The organism is Actinosynnema sp. NPDC091369 (genome assembly GCF_044757065.1).
GTDB lineage: Bacteria > Actinomycetota > Actinomycetes > Mycobacteriales > Pseudonocardiaceae > Actinosynnema.
Map to the genome: position 1 here is coordinate 169,490 of NZ_JBIVUG010000010.1, position 18,296 is coordinate 187,785.

13 protein-coding genes are annotated in these 18,296 nt (G+C 72.9%); 8 read left to right on the forward strand and 5 right to left on the reverse strand.

Annotated elements, in window-relative coordinates; all coding sequences use genetic code 11:
• Nucleotides 1-137: 137 nt before the first annotated feature.
• The 6 genes from ACIQMJ_RS30970 to ACIQMJ_RS30995 all read left to right on the forward strand — a co-directional run bounded on the left by ACIQMJ_RS30970 (nt 138) and on the right by ACIQMJ_RS30995 (nt 6,559).
• Nucleotides 138-1,211 carry an alkene reductase gene (locus tag ACIQMJ_RS30970; protein WP_499764539.1) on the forward strand — a complete coding sequence of 358 codons (1,074 nt, stop codon included), beginning with the start codon at nt 138-140 and terminating at the stop codon, nt 1,209-1,211.
• 384 nt (nt 1,212-1,595) lie between these two features.
• The gene (locus ACIQMJ_RS30975) at nt 1,596-2,357 is read left to right on the forward strand and encodes a DeoR/GlpR family DNA-binding transcription regulator (RefSeq protein WP_499764540.1); all 762 of its coding nucleotides are present in this window, start codon (nt 1,596-1,598) and stop codon (nt 2,355-2,357) included.
• A 69-nt stretch (nt 2,358-2,426) separates the two neighbouring features.
• A complete protein-coding gene (locus tag ACIQMJ_RS30980) occupies nt 2,427-3,770 on the forward strand; it encodes an ABC transporter substrate-binding protein (RefSeq protein WP_499764541.1) in 1,344 nt (447 codons plus the stop codon).
• A gap of 31 nt (nt 3,771-3,801) precedes the next feature.
• Nucleotides 3,802-4,776, forward strand: a complete 975-nt coding sequence (locus ACIQMJ_RS30985; protein WP_499764542.1) for a carbohydrate ABC transporter permease — start codon at nt 3,802-3,804, stop codon at nt 4,774-4,776.
• Nucleotides 4,773-5,573, forward strand: a complete 801-nt coding sequence (locus ACIQMJ_RS30990) for a carbohydrate ABC transporter permease (RefSeq protein ID WP_499764543.1) — start codon at nt 4,773-4,775, stop codon at nt 5,571-5,573. The genes ACIQMJ_RS30985 and ACIQMJ_RS30990 overlap by 4 nt, the downstream gene beginning before the upstream one ends.
• Entirely contained in the window at nt 5,570-6,559 is a 990-nt protein-coding gene (locus ACIQMJ_RS30995; RefSeq protein WP_499764544.1) for a zinc-dependent alcohol dehydrogenase family protein, read from the forward strand. The genes ACIQMJ_RS30990 and ACIQMJ_RS30995 overlap by 4 nt, the downstream gene beginning before the upstream one ends.
• A 102-nt stretch (nt 6,560-6,661) precedes the next feature.
• On the opposite strand, the gene ACIQMJ_RS31000 is transcribed toward ACIQMJ_RS30995, so the two are convergent.
• The 5 genes from ACIQMJ_RS31000 to ACIQMJ_RS31020 all read right to left on the reverse strand — a co-directional run bounded on the left by ACIQMJ_RS31000 (nt 6,662) and on the right by ACIQMJ_RS31020 (nt 14,018).
• Nucleotides 6,662-7,315: a hypothetical protein gene (locus ACIQMJ_RS31000; RefSeq protein ID WP_499764545.1), complete on the reverse strand. Its 654-nt coding sequence runs from the start codon at nt 7,313-7,315 to the stop codon at nt 6,662-6,664.
• 198 nt (nt 7,316-7,513) lie between these two features.
• A complete protein-coding gene (locus ACIQMJ_RS31005; protein ID WP_499764546.1) occupies nt 7,514-8,062 on the reverse strand; it encodes a snapalysin family zinc-dependent metalloprotease in 549 nt (182 codons plus the stop codon).
• 71 nt (nt 8,063-8,133) lie between these two features.
• A complete protein-coding gene (locus tag ACIQMJ_RS31010; RefSeq protein ID WP_499764635.1) occupies nt 8,134-11,562 on the reverse strand; it encodes a TM0106 family RecB-like putative nuclease in 3,429 nt (1,142 codons plus the stop codon).
• 204 nt (nt 11,563-11,766) lie between these two features.
• Nucleotides 11,767-12,909 carry an aKG-HExxH-type peptide beta-hydroxylase gene (locus ACIQMJ_RS31015; protein ID WP_499764547.1) on the reverse strand — a complete coding sequence of 381 codons (1,143 nt, stop codon included), beginning with the start codon at nt 12,907-12,909 and terminating at the stop codon, nt 11,767-11,769.
• Nucleotides 12,906-14,018, reverse strand: a complete 1,113-nt coding sequence (locus tag ACIQMJ_RS31020; protein ID WP_499764548.1) for an FxsB family cyclophane-forming radical SAM/SPASM peptide maturase — start codon at nt 14,016-14,018, stop codon at nt 12,906-12,908. Before ACIQMJ_RS31020 ends, ACIQMJ_RS31015 begins: the two co-directional genes overlap by 4 nt.
• Nucleotides 14,019-14,231: 213 nt before the next feature.
• Between ACIQMJ_RS31020 and fxsA the strand changes: the two genes are divergently transcribed.
• Both fxsA and fxsT read left to right on the forward strand, forming a co-directional pair.
• Nucleotides 14,232-14,399, forward strand: a complete 168-nt coding sequence (gene fxsA, locus ACIQMJ_RS31025) for an FxSxx-COOH cyclophane-containing RiPP peptide (RefSeq protein ID WP_366201900.1) — start codon at nt 14,232-14,234, stop codon at nt 14,397-14,399.
• Nucleotides 14,400-14,521: 122 nt separating this feature from the next.
• Nucleotides 14,522-18,283, forward strand: a complete 3,762-nt coding sequence (fxsT, locus tag ACIQMJ_RS31030) for an FxSxx-COOH system tetratricopeptide repeat protein (protein WP_499764549.1) — start codon at nt 14,522-14,524, stop codon at nt 18,281-18,283.
• Nucleotides 18,284-18,296 lie beyond the last annotated feature (13 nt).

Consider the following 18,296-nt stretch of genomic DNA (forward strand, 5'->3'; position numbering starts at 1 on the left):
ACGTGGGATTTTGTCCTGTCGTGGCCATGGTTCCAGTCTAGCGGCCCGTTCGAGTGAGGGTCGTCACATTCGCTCACGGGAATCATCCGAGTTCGGATTACTGTTCGGGCAGATAAGAGCGTAACCTGGAGGAAGCCATGAGCACCGCGTTCCAGCCCCTGGACCTGGCCGGCATCGAGCTGGCCAACCGGATCGTGATGTCGCCGATGACCCGCAGCCGGGCGTACGACACCGTGCCGACGCCGGCCATGGCCGAGTACTACGCCCAGCGGGCGAGCGCCGGGTTGATCATCACGGAGGGGATCCAGCCCTCCGCGGTCGGCCAGGGCTACCCGTTCACGCCCGGCCTGCACAGCGACGAGCAGGTCGAGGGCTGGTGCCGCGTCACGGACGCGGTGCACGCGGCGGGCGGACGGATCTTCGCGCAGCTCATGCACGGCGGCCGGATCGGGCACCCGAGCCTGCTGCCCGGCGACCTGCACCCCGTGGGCGCGTCGGCGGTGCGTCCCGCGGGCCAGTTGTTCGCCGGGGACGGGATGGTGGACTTCGTCACGCCGCGGGAGCTGACCGGGGTGGAGGTGGAGGCCACCATCGCCGACTTCGCCACCGCGGCCCGCAACGCCGTCGAGGCCGGGTTCGACGGGATCGAGCTGCACGGCGCCAACGGCTACCTGCTGCACCAGTTCCTGGCGGACAACACGAATCTGCGCACCGACGAGTGGGGCGGCTCGGTGGAGAACCGCATCCGGTTCGTGGTCGAGGTGGTGCGGGCGACGTCCGAGGCGATCGGCGGGCGGCGGGTCGCCCTGCGGATCTCCCCGTCCAACCCCTACAACGACATCGTCGAGGAGTCGACCGAGGAGCTGTACCCGGCGCTGGTCGACGCGATCAACCCGTTCGGCCTGGCCTACCTGCACATCGGCGAGACCGGTGAGCGGGCGTTGACGCTGGACCTGCGCAAGCGCTTCGCCGGCACGCTGATCCTCAACCCGTTCACGCCCGACGGCGTGACCGGCCCGGACCACCTGCCGCTGCTGGACGACGGCACAGCCGACGCGTTGAGCTTCGGCGCGCTGTTCCTGGCGAACCCGGACCTGCCCGCCCGGCTGCGCGCCGGCGGCCCGTTCAACACGCCGGACCCGTCCACGTTCTTCGGCGGCACCGAGAAGGGCTACACCGACTACCCCGCCCTGACCGGCGCGAACGCCTGACCCCGCCGTCCCGAGCGTAGAACTCGGGGTACCTGGACGTTCGACTCTCGGGACCTGAGCGTTCGACTCTCGCGTGAGTCCTACGTTCGGAACGCGTGAGTCCTACGTTCGGAACGGGTGAGTTGAACGTTCGGAGCAGCCGGGAGGCCCCCGAGTCCAGTGGGACTCGGGGGCCTCGGCCTGTCCGGGCGGAGTGGGAACGGGCAGGAAGTCGGCCCGGTTCGGGCACGAATTCACCGTTTTGTGTGTGTTCGGTCAGGCGAAGCGGGCGGAACTCGGGCAGGGTTCACCCGGTTGTGGCGGTGGCCACACGAAATCGGCGGTGTTAGACCTTTAGGCGCGGCCCGAACGGGCAGCGGCGGTCCGAGCGGGCAAGGAGGCGACGTGCGGGCGGACGAGCGGAAGCGGCGCATCCTGGCCCGAGCCCGGGCGGACGGCCGGGTCGACGTGGCCGAGATCGCGGCCGAGCTGGAGGTCGCGCAGGAGACCGTGCGGCGCGACCTGCGCCTCCTCGACGAGCACGGCCTGGTCCGCCGCACGCACGGCGGCGCGTTCCCGGTCGAGAGCGCCGGCTACGAGACCGGGCTCAAGTTCCGCTCCGCCTCGATGGTGCCCGAGAAGCGGCGGATCGCCCGCGCCGCCGCCGACCGCCTCGGCGACGCGGAGACCGTGTTCATCGACGAGGGCTACACGCCCCAACTGGTCGCCGAGGCCCTGCCCACCGGCAGGCCGCTGACGGTGATCACCGCGTCCCTGCCGACCGCCGCCGTGCTGTCGGAGGTGCCGTCCGCGACCGTGCTGCTGCTCGGCGGCCGGGTGCGCGGCCGGACGCTCGCGACGGTCGACCACTGGGCCACCCGCATGCTCTCGGAGATGGTGATCGACCTCGCCTACATCGGGGCGAACGGCATCTCCCGCGAGTACGGCCTGACCACGCCCGACCCGGCGGTGGGCGCGGTCAAGGCGCAGGCACTGGCCTCGGCCCGCCGCCGCGTCTTCGTCGGCGTGCACACGAAGTTCGGCGTGTCGAGCTTCCACCGGTTCGGCGGCATCGCCGACCTGGAGGCGATCGTCACCGACTCCGTGCTGCCCGCGGGCGAGGCGCACCGCTACGCCCTGCTCGGACCGAAGGTCGTCCGGGCCTGACCCCAACCCACGCGCGGGCCCCCGGAGCACCGGGGGCCTGGTCCCGCTCGCCCCGAGGAAGGCAAGACGATGAAGTCATTGCGGTATGGCGGCCTGCTGGCCGCGGTGCTCCTGGCCACGACCGCGTGCGCCGGCGCGGGCGGTGGGGGCGGCGGAGCCGAGAACTCGATCAACGTCCTGATGGTGAACAACCCGCAGATGCAGGACCTCCAGAAGCTGACCGCGGACAACTTCACCAAGGACACCGGCATCACGGTCAACTTCACCGTGCTGCCCGAGAACGACGTCCGCGACAAGATCAGCCAGGACTTCTCCAGCCAGGCGGGCCAGTACGACGTGGCCACGATCAGCAACTACGAGACGCCGATCTACGCCAAGAACGGCTGGCTGACCCCGCTGGACGACCACGTGGCCAAGGACTCGGCCTTCGACCAGGACGACGTCCTCGAACCGATCCGCCAGTCCCTCACCGCCGCCGACGGCAAGGTCTACGCGCAGCCGTTCTATGGCGAGTCGTCGTTCCTCATGTACCGCAAGGACGTGCTGGACGCCAAGGGCCTGACCATGCCGGAGAAGCCGACGTGGCAGCAGGTCGCCGACATCGCCGCCCAGGTCGACGGCGCGCAGCCCGGCATGAAGGGCATCTGCCTGCGCGGCCAGCCCGGCTGGGGCCAGCTGATGGCGCCCCTGACCACGGTGGTCAACACGTTCGGCGGCACGTGGTTCACCAAGGACTGGCAGGCGCAGCTCAACGCGCCGGAGTTCAAGGAGGCCACGAAGTTCTACGTGGACCTGGTCCGGGCGCACGGCGAGGCGGGCGCGCCGCAGGCCGGGTTCGCCGAGTGCCTCAACAACATGACCCAGGGCAAGGTCGCCATGTGGTACGACGCCACCGTCGCGGCCGGTCTGCTGGAGGCCGACGACTCGCCGGTGAAGGGCAAGCTCGGCTTCGCCCAGGCGCCGGTGGTCAAGACCGACAGCTCGGCGTGGCTGTACACGTGGGCGTTCGGCATCCAGAAGGCCAGCAAGAAGACCGACAACGCCTGGAAGTTCGTGTCGTGGGCGTCCGGCAAGGGCTATGAGGAGCTGGTCGGCAAGACGCTGGGCTGGTCCAAGCTGCCCGACGGCAAGCGGAAGTCGACCTACCAGCGGCCCGAGTACCTGGCCGCGGGCGGCTCGTTCGCCAAGCAGGCGGAGGCGGCCATCGCGGGCGCCAAGCCCACCGACCCCGGCGTGCAGGAACGGCCCGCCAGCGGCATCCAGTTCGTCGGCATCCCGGAGTTCACCGACCTGGGCACGCAGGTGTCGCAGAAGATCAGCGCCGCCATCGCGGGCTCGACCACGGTGGACGCGGCGCTGGACGAGAGCCAGGCGCTGGCCGAGACCGTCGCCGGGAAGTACCGGGGGAAGTGATGGCGAACCCCACCCCCATCGGGAGGACCCGGTGACCGCCGTGCGGGAAGCGCCGGCGCGGACCGAGCCCGCGCCGCCCGCGCGGACCGGGCAGTTGGCGGCGGCGGCGCGCTGGGCCCGGCGCGCCCCGCTCCTGCCCGCGCTGATCTTCACGATCGTGGTCACCCAGCTCCCGTTCGTCGCCACGCTGGTGATCTCGCTGATGCGGTGGAACTCGCTGGACCCGGCCAACCGCGGTTTCGCGGGCCTGGACAACTACGCCGCCGTGTTCACCGACCCGGACCTGCGCAGCGCCATCGGCGTCACGGCCCTGCTCACCGCGACCGTGGTGCTGGTCAGCCTGCTGCTCGGGCTGGGGCTGGCGCTGCTGCTGGACCGGAGGTTCGCCGGCCGCGGTGTGGTGCGCACGATGCTCATCGCGCCGTTCCTGGTGGTGCCGGTCGCCGCCGCGCTGCTGTGGAAGCACGCGCTCTACAACCCCGAGTACGGCCTGCTCAACGGTGTGCTGACGTGGTTGTTCGGCGCCGACGCGCCGCAGCCGGAGTGGATCAGCGGCATGCCGCTGATCGCGGTCGAGGCGGCGCTGGTGTGGCAGTGGACGCCGTTCATGATGCTGATCCTGCTGGCGGGGTTGCAGAGCCGCCCGCAGGACGCGGTGGAGGCGGCGCGCATCGACGGCGCCACGCCGTGGCAGGTGTTCCGCTACCTCACGCTGCCGCACCTGCGGCAGTACCTGGAGCTGGGCGCGCTGCTCGGCTCGATCTACGTGGTGCAGAACTTCGACGCCGTCTTCACCATCACCTCGGGCGGCCTGGGCACGGCGAACCTGCCGTACACGATCTACCAGACCTTCTACCAGGCGCACGACTACGGCCAGGCGTCCGCCGCGGGCGTGGTCGTGGTGGTCGGCTCGATCGTCATCGCCACGTTCGCGCTGCGCGTGGTGTCCTCGTTGCTGCGCGAGGACGGCGGCCGAACCGTGAATCGAACGGAGGTCCGGGGATGACCAAGCTCCTCGGGTTGGCCGCGTGGGCCGCCGGCCTGCTGTTCTTCGCGCCGGTGGCGTGGATGGTGCTCACCTCGTTGCACAGCGAGCCGGACGCGGCGACCAACCCGCCGTCCCTGGCCGCGCCGATCACGTTCGACAGCTACGCCGAGTTCTTCGACTCGAACCCGTGGCCGCCGCTGATCAACTCGCTGAGCGCGTCGATCGGCTCCACGGTGCTGGTGCTGCTGCTGGCGATCCCGGCGGCGTACGCGCTCTCGATCAAGAAGGTCGAGAAGTGGTCGGACGTGCTGTTCTTCTTCCTGTCCACCAAGATGCTGCCCGTCGTGGCCGGGCTGCTGCCGATCTACCTGGTCGCGCAGTACACCGGCATGCTCGACAACATCTCGTTCCTGGTCGTGCTCTACACGTCGATGAACCTGCCGATCGCGGTGTGGCTGATGCGGTCGTTCCTGGCCGAGGTGCCCGGCGAGATCCTGGAGGCCGCCGCGCTGGACGGCGCGGGCCTGGTCACCACGCTGCGCCGGGTCGTCGCGCCGGTCGCCATGCCCGGCATCGCGGCGACCTCGCTGATCTGCTTCATCTTCAGCTGGAACGAGCTGCTGTTCGCCCGCGTGCTGACCGGTGTGGTGGCGGGCACCGCGCCGGTCTACCTCACCGGGTTCGTCACCAGCCAGGGCCTGTTCCTGGCCAAGGTGTGCGCCGCCGCCGTGGTGGTGTCGCTGCCGGTGCTCGTCGCCGGGTTCGCCGCCCAGGACAAGCTGGTCCAGGGCCTGTCTCTGGGAGCCGTGAAGTGAAAGCAGCCGTGATCACCGGTGTCGGCGCGGTGGAGGTGGCCGAGGTCCCGGACCCGACGCCGGGTCCGCGCCAGGTCGTCGTGGACGTCGCGGCGTGCGGGCTGTGCGGCACCGACCTGCACATCCTCCAGGGCGAGTTCGCGCCGACGCTGCCGGTCGTGCCGGGGCACGAGTTCGCGGGCGTGGTCGTCGAGGTCGGCGCCGAGGTCACCGAGGTCGCGGTCGGGGACCGGGTCGCGGTGGACCCGTCGCTGTACTGCCACGAGTGCCGGATGTGCCGGTCCGGGCGCGCCAACCTGTGCGAGCGGTGGGCCGCGATCGGCGTCACGACCGGGGGCGGGGCGGCCGAGTACGCCGTCGCGCCGGTGGCGAACTGCGTGAAGCTGCCCGACCACGTGCGCACCGAGGACGCCGCGCTGATCGAGCCGCTGTCGTGCGCGGTGCGCGGGTACGACGTGCTGCGCTCGCAGCTGGCCAGCCGGGTGCTGATCTACGGCTCGGGCACGATGGGCCTGATGATGCTGCAGCTCGGCAAGCTCACCGGCGCGTCGTCGATCGAGGTGGTCGACCTCAACCCCGACCGCCTGGCCACGGCCGAGCTGCTCGGCGTCACGGCCACCGCGACGTCGCCGGACGAGCTGGACCGGCCGCAGGGGTGGGACGTCGTGATCGACGCGACCGGCAACGAGAAGGCGATCCAGGACGGGCTGGGCCGGGTCGCGAAGGGCGGCACGTTCCTGCAGTTCGGTGTGTCGGACTACGCGGCGCGGGTGACCATCGACCCGTACCGGATCTACAACCAGGAGATCACCATCACCGGGTCGATGGCGGTGCTGCACTCGTTCGAGCGCGCGGCCGACCTGTTCGCCGCGGGCGTGCTCGACCCGGAGGTGTTCATCAGCGACCGCCTGCCGCTGGCGGACTACGCCTCGGCGCTGTCGCGGTTCCAGGCGGGGCAGGGGCGCAAGATCCAGGTGCTGCCCTGAGGGGGTAGTGCCCTGAGGGTGGTGCCCTGAGCGGGTTGCCCTGAACGTGGACCGGCCCCGGTCACCCGCCGTGACGGGTGACCGGGGCCGGTCCGCTCGGTGCTAGTTGTTGGCCGCGCGCTTGCGCAGCACGATCAGCAGCGCCGCGCCGCCGCCCAGCAGGACGACGCCGATCACCAGCGGGATCGCGATGCTCGCACCCGTGTTGGCCAGGCCGTCACCGGTGTCGGCGACCGGCACGACCGCCGCGGCCGTCGTGGTCGTGGTGGCCGGGGCCGACGACTCCGACGGGCTCGTCGACACGCTGCTGGTGCTCGGCTCGGACGACGGGATCGAGGTCGTCTCCTGCGTCGTGGTCGTCGGCGCGGTGGTCGTGGTCGTGGTGGTGGTCGTCGTCGGGGGGACGACGCACGCCTCGACGGTCTTCGTCTCCTTGAAGGAGTACTTCTTGTCGTCGGCGGCGGTCACCTCGACGACGAACACGCGCTTGACGTCGCCGCTGGCCGAGTACTTGCCCTCGAAGCTGGCCCCGAAGTCCTTGTTCTCCAGCTCCTTGGTGCCGTCGAGCGTCACCTTGACGTGGTTGGCCTTGTTCTGCGCGTAGGCCGTGAGCTTCACGCTGAGGGTGGTCGTGCCGTTCTTGCACGAAGCCTCGAGCTTGGGGGTGTGCGCGGAGGCGGGGACAGCGGCGAAGACGGTCGCGGCGAGGGCGGCGACAGCGGCGCCGACCAGGGCACCGACTCTGGCGAACTGCATGTGAGGGCTCCTGGGGGAAGGGCTAGGGAGAACCGCGCCACCCTATCGGGTGGTAGGTCACAACACGATCTGGGGTTCGGTAACTACTTACCGTGGGTTTCGTGACCTGTGTGTCGCCTGGACGGTTCAACCTCGCGAAAGGACGACGGGCGGTGTGGGGCCGGGAGTGCGACCCGGCCCCACACCGCCCGTCGTCGGTCAGCCCCTCGCGTAGACGTCGGACGTCGTCGCCGCCGAGACGCCGAAGCCGCCCGCGAAGAGCTGGTTGACCCGGTCCGCCTCCTGGGCGTTCGGGTACGGGTTGCGGCAGGACGTGCCCGCGCTGCCGCCCGACATCAGGTACGAGCAGATGCCGTTGTAGGTGTCGGGCAGGCCGAGGCCGTGCCCGATCTCGTGCGCCACGATCCGCAGCGACGAGTGACCCGCCGCGATGTCACGCGAGTCGATGTAGATCGTGGCGCACCCGAGCCCGCAGGGATAGGCCCGGGAACCGCCGCCGGTGGTCGCGTAGATCCGGATCGTGGCGCTGCCGCCGCGAACCATCCGCAGGTTCGGCACCCTGGAGTTCCAGATCTGCGCGGCCTGGTCGGCTTCCGCCGAGTAGCCGGAGGCGCTGTAGTAGACGGTCCTGGCCAGGGCCGACGGCGGCGCGGGAGCCGCCGACGCCGGGCCGACCAGGACCGTCCCCACCAGTGCGAGGGTCGTGAACAGCGCCCCGAGGACGAGGCGCAGCACCTTCTTCGTCACACGATCTCCTTCGGTGCAGGGTAGGAAGGTTCTCGTGTGCCATGACGTTAAGAGCCGATGACCGGCAGCGGTCATAGGGTTTGGGCATAGACCCCGTCGATGTCCCACCGCCGGGCGTCGCCCATCAGGCCGATCATCCCCGAGACCAGGCGGAGCTGGTCGACGTCGCGGATGTCTGCCTCCACCAGCCGCGGCGAGCACACCACGACCGCCACGGCCTGCGCCCGGGACAGCGCCACGTTCAACCGGTTGCGGGACAGCAGGAAGTCCAGCCCGCGCGGCAGGTCCACGGCGGCCGACGACGTCATCGTGGTGATCACCACGGGCGCCTCCTGGCCCTGGAACCGGTCCACGGTGCCGACCCGGACGTGCTCGTAGCCGTGCTTCTCCAGCTCACGTCGCACGAGGCGCACCTGGAGGTTGTACGGCGCCACCACGAGGATGTCCGAATCGTCCAACGCCCGCGCGTCCGGCCCGTCCGTCCACAGGCGACCCATGAGCGAGCGCACCACCTCCACCACCGCCGTCGCCTCCTCGATGGACGACGTGGTGTTGTGCGAATGGGGCACCGAGTGGACGTACACACCCGACGGCACGCCGTCGATCCCGCGCGCTGCCGCACTGGGGTGCGCGTGCAGCAGCCCGGCGTAGGACAGGTTCGACACCGGCGCGCACACCGCCGGGTGCATGCGCCGCGTCTGGTCCAGGAAGTAACCGAGCTCCGGCCCGATCACGTCCGCGTCACCGATCAGGTGCCCCAGCGCCGACGCCTCCGCGCCCGCCGGGTGCGTGCCCTGCACCACCTGCGGCAGCTGCTGCGGGTCGCCCAGCAGCACCAGGTTGCGCGCGCACGTCGACACGGCCAGCGCGTCGGCCAGCGCGAACTGCCCGGCCTCGTCCACGATCAGCACGTCGAACGGCTGCTCCCGCAACGCCGCGTTGGCGAACGTCCACGCCGTGCCGCCGACCAGGTGCCCGCCGCCCTGGTCGTTGCGCCACCGCACCAGCGCCGGGTTGTCGCGCGGCTGCTCCCACGCGCAGTCCTTCGCGGGCGCGCCCTTGGCCCGCTTCGCGGTCGGGATCGGCACGCCCAGCTCACGGCCCGCCGCCAGGGCCGCGCCCAGCACGTTCTCCACCGCCTTGTGGCTGGTCGACGTCACGCCGACGCTGCGACCGCCGCGGATCAGGTGCGCGATCAGCCGCCCGGCCAGGTACGTCTTGCCCGCGCCCGGCGGGCCCTGCACGGCCAGCGTGGAGCCGTCCAGCGCGTCCACCGCCGCGATCACGTCGGCGATCAGGTCGTCGCCGCGGGGCAGCGCGCCGGTCTTCAGCCGCGGCGGCGTGCGGCGGACCAGGTCGACGCCGGGGTGCGGCGGGAGCGCCGGCAGCTCGTCCACGACCGACCGCGCCAGGTCGTACACCGCCTCGTCCTTGGGCGTGGGCCGGACCGGGCTGCCGGGCAGCACCGCGATCGGCCGCTCGCCGTGCACCTCGTCGGGGGAGACGCTCTCCAGCACCACCATGTCCTCGGCCGACTCGGCGAGCACCACCGCGTCCCGCGTCACGTTCGCGGGCGTGCCGGGGTAGAGCAGCCGCACCTGGTCGCCCTTCGCGAACGGGTGCGGCCGGTCGGGGTCGCACCACACCCGCAGCTCGCGCTTGGCCTTGCGGACCCGCCCGGACGGCATCGCCCAGTCCTGCGCCTGCACCGACACCGGCACCGCGCACGCGCTGTCGGACTCCAGCTCGCTCAGCGGCGCGGCCATCTGACGGAAGAAGTCCCACCACGCCGGGTTCGTCTCCCGCCGGTGGTAGCCGACGGCGGCGGCCAGCAGCGCCCGCGCGCGTTCGTCGTCGGTGGCCTCGGCCGGGTTGTCCGGCAGGCCCGCCAGCAGCGGGTCGACCACGGCGGCGAGGCGTTCGGCGCGCTCGGCCCGCCGTTGAGCGGCGATCTCGTCCTCGATCTCCTCGCTGAACGACGGCTCCGGCACGTGCGGCTCGATGCCCGCCTCCGCGCGCACCTCCAGCAGGAACCGGTACAGGCGCAGGGTGGAGACGCAGTCGTAGGTGTTGTAGTCGGCGATGCCGGTGAGCACGTCCTCGGCGCGGGCCGGGTCGACGTCCCTCAGCGCCAGGAACTCCTCGTAGGCTTCGATGCTGGAGACGGCCGTGGTCACCTCGCCCGCGCGGGCGTCGGGCATGTAGAGCGGCTCCAGGTACTTGATCGAGTACGACCGCTGGGACACGCGCAGCGCCTTGCGCACGACGGCGTAGAGGTCGACCAGCGCGCCGGAGCGCAGCAGGTGGTCGACGGCGTCCTCACGCGTGCCGTGCAGGGCGGCGAGCTTCTTGAGCGCGTTCACCTCGTAGGGCGCGTAGTGGTAGATGTGCGCCTCGGGGTGCTGCTCCAGCGCGCGGGTGGCGTGGTCGACGAACCGCTCGAACGCGACCTTCTCCTGCGGTCGGGTGTGCGCCCAGAACGGCGTGAACCGCTCGGTCGGGTCGACCACGCCGAACAGGTACTCCAGGCCCTCCCCGTTGAGCGCGAACGGGTCGCCCTCCATGTCGAAGAACAGGTCGCCGGGGCTGGGCACGGGCAGCGTGGCCAGGGCTTCGGGCGCGACGACCTCGTAGGCGACCTTGCCGATCGGGTCGTCGTCGGTGCGCGAGTCGTCCTGGATGACCTGGAGCGCGGCCTGGGCGCGCAGGCCGGTGAACGTGGCCGCGGACATGGTGGCGGGGCGGTCGGCGCGGGTGGCGTTGGCCAGGGCGTCGATGGTGCCGAGGCCCGCGGCGGCGAGCTTGCGGCGCTGGTCGGCGCGGATGCCGGCGACCAGGGACAGGTCCCGGTCGGCTTCCCGGCCGGCGGCGCAGTGCCTGCCGAACCGGCAGGTGGCGCACGCGGGGCGTTCGTCGTCCCACAGGCGGTCGGGCAGGGTGGCGGGCGCGGTGAGGCGGGCGGCGAGGCGGGTCTGGAGGTCGCGGACCAGGGGCAGGAAGTCGGCGACCTGGAACGTCTTGGTGGTGCCGTCGCCGAGCCGGAGGTGCATGGCGGGGCCGGCGTGGTGCTTCAGGGCGTTGGCGTAGGCGGTGAGCTGGACGACGGCGGCCGGGGTGGCGTGCCGGGCGAGCTTGGCGTCGTGCGGCTCGTAGCCGCGGTCGGTGGCCACCAGGAAGTCGGCCCGGCCGTGGAAGCCGTCGGCGTAGAAGACGGCCTGGTAGATCACCGGCGCGCGGTCCTCGATCGCCCGTGCGGTCTGGGCGGCGGCCAGCGTCAGCGCCTCGTGCGTCGGGGCGGGTTGGGGGATCTCGACCACGTCGTGCTCGGCGCGGAACCGGGCCAGGACGGCCTGCTCGTGCGCGTGGCCGTGCCGGGTGGCGAGCGTGTTCGGCCGGGTGTCGGGCGCCGGCGCGCCGGGCAGCCCGACGGCCAGCGCCAGCGAGAGCCTGCTCCGGTGATCGCACTCCACCAGGTCCACCAGGTCCGCCGGGGAGTGCACCAGGTGGCCGTCGGCGGTGAGCATGGCGGGCAGTATCGCGGCCGAACGGGCCAACCCCGCGGACCACGCCCGGCGAGTCGCCGTACTGCGGCCTGCACCACGCGTCCCGAACGTTCAACTCACGCGTCCCGAACGTAGGACTCTCGCGAGAGTCGAACGCTCAGGTCCCGAGAGTCGAACGCTCGGGTACCCCGAGTTCAACGCTCAGGTCAGCGGGCCGTGGGCGGCTCGCCAGCGGGAACGGTGGGAAGCGGCCTCGGTGGCGGCGGCGGCCTCGACGGCGGGCGGCAGGGGCTCGGCGCACCACGCGCGCAGCACGGCGGCCAGCTCGCGGACGAACCGCACACCGGTCGCCGTCAGCTCGTCGGACGCCAGCAGCGCCTCGGCGGTCACCAGCGCGGCCGAACGCCACCGCGCGTACTCCACCCGCGCGGCCGGACCGGGCCGTGAACGCCAGAATCCCGCCACGCCCAAGTGCGCGTACGTGCCGTGCAGCAGCCCCGCCGCCGGCCGCGGGTCCTCCCGCCACGGCGCGTAGAACACCGCGTCGCCACCCGGCTGCACCAGTGCGAACAGGTCCATCACCGCGACCAGTTTGCTGTGCTGCGCCTCGTGCACCAGCGTCACCGCCAGCGTCTCCGCGTCCGGCGTCGGCGACAGGAACACGCACCCGAACGCGTCGGCCAGCGTCGCGCTGCTCGTCCCCGAAGGCGACGGCGGCATGGGCGTCACCACCGTCACCACCTCGGCGAACTCCGCGGCCAGGTCCGGGTGGTCGCGGACCAGCAGGTCCCACGCCGCGCGCAACGCGTCACGCCACCGCGGCACGTCGACTTCCGACGCCACCGGCAGCTCGTCCGGCACCCCGCCACCGGCCCACAGGTCCACCTGCAACGTGAACCCGCCCAAGTCGACCTCGGGCAACGGCTCGTAGGCCAACCCCGGCCCCACCACCACGCCCAACGACGGCAGCGAGAACACGTCCACCGGCGGGAACTCCAGGTCCACCGGCACCCCGGCCCGCACCGCCGCCGCGGCTGCCGTGAACGCCAGCTCCGCCGGCCGCGCCGCCCCGCCGCGCCGCATCGCCAACGCCGTCCGCGTCGCCCACGCGCCGACCGACGGGTGGTCCAGCACCCGGTCCACCGCCTGCGGCGCCACCCGCGCCACCTCGCACAGCAGCGCGAACGCGGCCCGCGCCGCCGGGTCCGCCGCGATGGACCGGATCAGCAGCAGCGTCCGGCTGCGCCGCGCCAGCCGCAACGTGCGCACCGCCGACGCGCCGCCCCCGCCGCGCGCCAGGGCGGCGAAGTCCGAGGCCGACACCCGGAACGGCCCGACGGTCACGCCAACGCCGCCAGGTCCGCCGCCACCCGCGACCGCACGTGCCCGATCAGCCGCACGAGGTCCGGGCAGTACACCGAGGGCCGGTCGAACCCGGCGCCCTCCCGGAACCGGTGCGCCCGCAGCCCCCCGCCGCACGCCGACACCACCGGGCACCGGCGGCACGGCGCGGACAACCCGGCCAGCCCCGACCGCCCGGCGCGCACCTCCGGCAGGTCCCACGCCGAGTCGAACGCGTCCCGCGCCACGTGCAGCCCGGTCGTCGACGCCTCCGGTGAGGACGACGCCAGGATGTCCGACACCTCGACCGCGCCGTCGGTCTCCACGACGACCTGCGCCGACGGGCTCAACCCGATCCCCTCCACCCCGGAACGCCCGCCCAGCAGCACCGCCAGCAGCTCCTCGAACAGCCGCACGCGCGTCGACGGCCGGTCGTACCAGACGTCGAACACGGCGATCAGCCAGTCGGCGTAAGGCGTCACGGCCGGGTCGGCGACGCGTCCTGGCGGCGGCGCCGACCAGTTGCCGTGCGGCAGCAGGAAATCGACCGCGGGCGGCGCGAATTCCAGCAACGACCCGTAGACCCGCAACGGGTCCTCACCCACGTCGACCACGCACAGCAGACCGCCGTACACCCCGGGGAACGAACGCAGCTCCGCCAACGCCGCGCGCACCGCCGCCCAACTGCCGCCGCCGTCGGGCCGCACGCGGTGCCGGTCGTGCGCTTCCGGCGTGCCGTCGACGCTCACCCCGACCCGGACACCGAGCGCGGAGAACAGCTCCAGGAATTCGCGGTCCAGCAATGTCGCGTTGGTCTGCACGGTGAACCGCACCGGCGCGGGCACGACCGCGCGGAACCGCTCGACCAGCGACTCGATCGCGGTCCGCCCGGCCAACAGCGGCTCGCCCCCGTGCAGCACCACTTCCACGTCGGACAACCCGTGCCGGCGCACGTGTTCGGCCACCCGTTCGGCGGTGTGCGCGACGATCTCCGGCGACATCGCCCGCGGCCGGGAACGCCACCGCTGGTCGGCCAGTTCGTAGACGTAGCAGTAGTCGCAAGCCAGGTTGCACCTGCCGTGCACCTTGAGCACGAACTGGCGGAACGCCAACGTTTTCCCACCCCCCGGATATTTCGGACATCCCGAGCAATCGCCGACGCCTCTTGCAATCAAACACAGCGCGCCGCCCGCTACCTCCGCCAATCGGAGGATTCGCGACGGTGACCGTTGTCGTTCACTACGATGGGAAGTGCGCCGCCGGCGTTGCCGGCAATCAGGCGACTGCGGTGAAAGCCGCAGCTTTGCGGTGAGGGGGTACGTCGGATGGCTTCCGAACCCGTCCTGGAGTCCGAACTCCTGGACGTCACGGGCGTGGACCTGGCCCGGCTGGCCGAGCTGCCGGACACCGCGCTGCGCGCCGCGCTGCACCGGATCCTCGCGGAGAACGCCGAGCTGCCGAACCGGTTCGCGGCCTTCGAGAGCTCCTTGTGACCGCTGGGACCGCGGTGAACGCGGTGACCGCTGCTGCCGTTCGGGTGAAACGCGGCTGAGTCGCGGGCGCGCGGCCCGCGTTCAACGGTATTCCCTAGTCCCCCGCCGCTCTGGAGCAGCAGATGAGCACCCCGCGCACGACCTCGCGAACGACACCGGGCCGCACCGGGGTCACCGCCTTCCTGTCGGCGACCGGGGGCACCGGCCGCACCAGCGCGGTGGCGAACCTGGCGTGGGTGCTCGCCGCGGCCGGGCAGCGGGTCCTGGTGGTGGACTGGGGCTCGGAGGTGCCGCGGGTGCGCGAGTACCTGGAGCCGTTCCTGGTGGCGCGCCGCGGCCTGCCGGACGCGCTGGGCCGCGGCCTGCTGGCCGCGTACCGGGCGGACGCGGTGCGCGAGGACGACCCGGTGCCGGTGGTGGAGCGGTTCGCGCCGCCGGCGGGCGACGTCACCGCGCCCGGCCACGTCGACGTGGTGTCGCCGGTGCCGACCGACTCGGCGGGCCGGCCGCAACCCGGGACCGGGCACGGTGACGCGGGCGTGGTCGCCGAGCTGCGCGCGCGGCTGGCCGAGTCCGACTACGACCAGGTGCTGATCGACGCGCCGACCGGTGCGGGCGACGAGTCGCTGACGCTGATCGCGACGCTGTGCGAGCTGGCCGTGGTGTGCTTCCGGCCGCGGCCCCGGGCGATAGCGGACGCGGCGGACCTGGCCGCGCGGCTGCGCAAGCGCGCGCCGATCAGGATCGACGTGGTGCCGGTGGCGACGTTGTTCGACGACGCCGACGAGCTGTCGCGGGCGCAGCGCATCCGCTCGGCGATCCACGCCGCGTTCGCCGAACTGCTGGCGGGGCAGGCGAAGCGGGTGCCCGACGGCGGCACGATCGAGATTCCCTACCGCCCGTACGACGCGTTCGACCCCCTGCTGGCGATCCTGGTGGAGGAGCCGAGGACCGGTAACGCGCTGGAGGCCCAGTACGGCCGGTTGGCCGCGGCGGTCACCGGCGGCGCGGTCACCGGGGTGGTGCCGGTGTCGCCGGTGCTGCGCTCCCGCTACCGGCGGGTGTTCGGGCTGGCGTCGACCACCGAGCCGGACCGCGTGGCGCTCGTGCACGCGCCGCGCGACCGGGCCTGGGCGGACTGGGTGCGCGGCCAGTTGGAACGCGCGGGCGCGCAGGTGCGCCGGCTGTCCGACGCGCGCGAGTGGTTCGAGGCGGACGTGCCGCCGGGTGTGGTGATCCTGACCTCGCCGCACCTGGGGCCGGTGGAGCTGCCCGCCGTGCCGCTGACCGTGCTGCGGCTGCACCTGGCCGAGGACGCCCCCGCCGACGGCGGGCTGTCCGTGCACGACCACTCGCCGGAAGCGCTGGGCGCCCGGCTGCTGAGCCACTTCAGCCTCATCGACCGGCCCGGCACGGTGCACGAGCCGGGCATGCGGGTGCCGGGCAGCGACCCGGCGGTGTTCGAGCTGCCGCCGCGCCACCGCGGTTTCGTCGGCCGCGACGAGGAGCTGGAGGCGTTGCGCGACCGGTTCGCGGCGGCGGGCGACCGGCAGGCCGTGGTGACGGTGAACGGCGTGCCCGGCGTGGGCAAGAGCGAGTTGGCGCTGGAGTACGCCTACCGGTTCTCGGCGGACTACGCGGCGGTGTGGTGGCTGTCCGCGCACGACCGGCAGTCGGTGCTCACCGGGTTGGCGGAGCTGGCCGCGCGGCTGCGCCAGCCGGGCTCCACCGACTACGGCACGCTCTCGGCGCTGGAGCGGCTGTCGAACGACCCGGCGTACGCGCGGTTCCTGCTGGTGTACGACAACGCCGACGACCCGGACGTGCTCACCGACCTGCTGCCGACCGGCGCCACCGGCCACGTGCTGATCACCGCGGCCCCGGCGGAGGGGCGGGCCGTCGAGCTGGTGCCGATGCGCGCCGAGGACAGCGCGCGCCTCCTGCTGGACCGGGTGCCGGGGCTGGTCGCCGACGACGCGCGGCGGGTCGCGGACGCCGTCGGCCACCTGCCGCTGGCGCTGGACCTGGCGTCGTGCTGGCTCGGCGAGACGGCGCGGTCGGAGGTGGGCGCGGGCTCGCGGGACGCCGACGCCGCCGCCTGGGCCACCCGCACCCTCTTCGAGCGGTTCGGCCGGTCCGAAGTGGACGGTGTGGCGCGGGTCGTCGACGTGGCGGTGGAGGCGTTGCGGGACAGCGCCACCGGCCGGTTGGCGGTGCTGGTGGCGCAGCTGTGCGCGTTCCTCTCGCCCGAGGGCGCGGACCTGGGGCTGGTGCGCTCGCCCGCGTTCCTCGGCCGGGTGATCGCGGCGGGCGGGGTGGACGCCGAGCCGCTGGAGCTGGACGCCGCCGAGATCGACCGGGTGCTCTGGCACGGCGCGCGGTACGGGCTGTTCCGCGTCGACTGGGGCGACCAGTACTCGCTGCGCCTGCACCGGGTGGTGCAGCGCGCGCTGCGCGACCGGATGAGCCCGGCCGAGCGGGACGAACGGCGGGCCGCCGTGCTCACCGCGCTGGCCGCGTTCGCGCCGACCGAGGTGGAGGACACCTCGCCGACCCGGCGCGCCCGGTTCGCCGAGTTGCAGAAGCACGTCATCCCGTCCGGCGCGCTCGGCGGTGACGACCCGAACGTGCGCCGCTGGCTGGTCAACCAGGTGCGGTTCCTGTTCACCGACGGCGGCGCGGGCGTGCGGCGGGCGGCGCTGGGACCGGGCCGGGAGCTGCTGGACGCGTGGACCCGGCGGTTCGGGCCGGCCGACCCGCTGCGCAACCGGCTGGCCACCGAGCTGGCCAACGTGCACCGGGTGCTCGGCGAGCCGACCGAGGCGCTGCGGCTGGACGACCTCGCGCTGGCCCAGCAGCGCCGCGCGCTCGACCTCACCCACCCCCGGCCGCTGATCACGGCCCGGGGCCGCGGCGGCGACCTGCGCGGGCTGGGCCTGTTCTCCGAGGCGCTGGCCGAGGACCAGGCGACCTGGGAGGGCCTGCGCTCGGTGCTCGGCGAGGACCACCCGGACACCCGCCGCGCCGCGAACAACCTCGCGTCGTCGATGTTCCTGTCCGGTGACGCGGCGGGCGCGCTCGCCCTGGAGGAGGACAACTACCGCAGGCGGCGGCGGCTGTTCGGCACCGACGACGTGCGGACCTGGGCCACGCTCGCGCAGATCGGCCTCTACCAGCGGGAACTGGGCCGCTACCCGGAGGCGCTGGACTCGCTGCTGGTGGCGTCGCAGCGCTTGCAGCAGCAGCCGGGCGCCAACCAGTTGCAGATCGGCGTGCAGTGGAACCGGGCCATCGCGCTGCGGCTGGTGGGCCGGGTCAAGGAGGCCAAGGAGCGCACCGGCAAGGCGTTGCGGGACTACCGCGAGGTCTTCGGCCCGCACCACCCGTACACGCTGGGCTGCGCGTTGAGCTTCGCCGCCGACCACCGCCGGGTCGGGGTCGACCCCGAGCTGGCCGTGGAGCTCGCGCGCACCGCGCTGACCGGGTTCCAGCACCACGTCGAGCTGCGCGACGACCACCCGTTCGTGGCGCTGTGCAAGCTGGGCCTCGGCCTGGCGCTGCGCGCCGCGGGCGACCACGGCGGCGCGGTGGGCCACGTGGAGGAGGCGACGCGGACGTTGCGCGCGCGGCTCGGCGACACGCACCCGTGGACGCTGGCGGCGGCCATCGACGAGGCGCGGGTGCTCGCCGCGGCCGGTGAGCCCGACCGGGCCGCCGAGCTGATCGCCGAAGCCCACACCGACTGCCTGGAGTTCCTGGGGCACGATCACCCGCACACCGCCGCGGCGGCGCACAACGTGCGGCTCGCGGCGTACCTGACCGATCAGGGCAACCCGACCGACCAGGACTGGCGGGAGTGCGATGTCGACATCCCGCACACCTGAGCGCGCAGGAGGG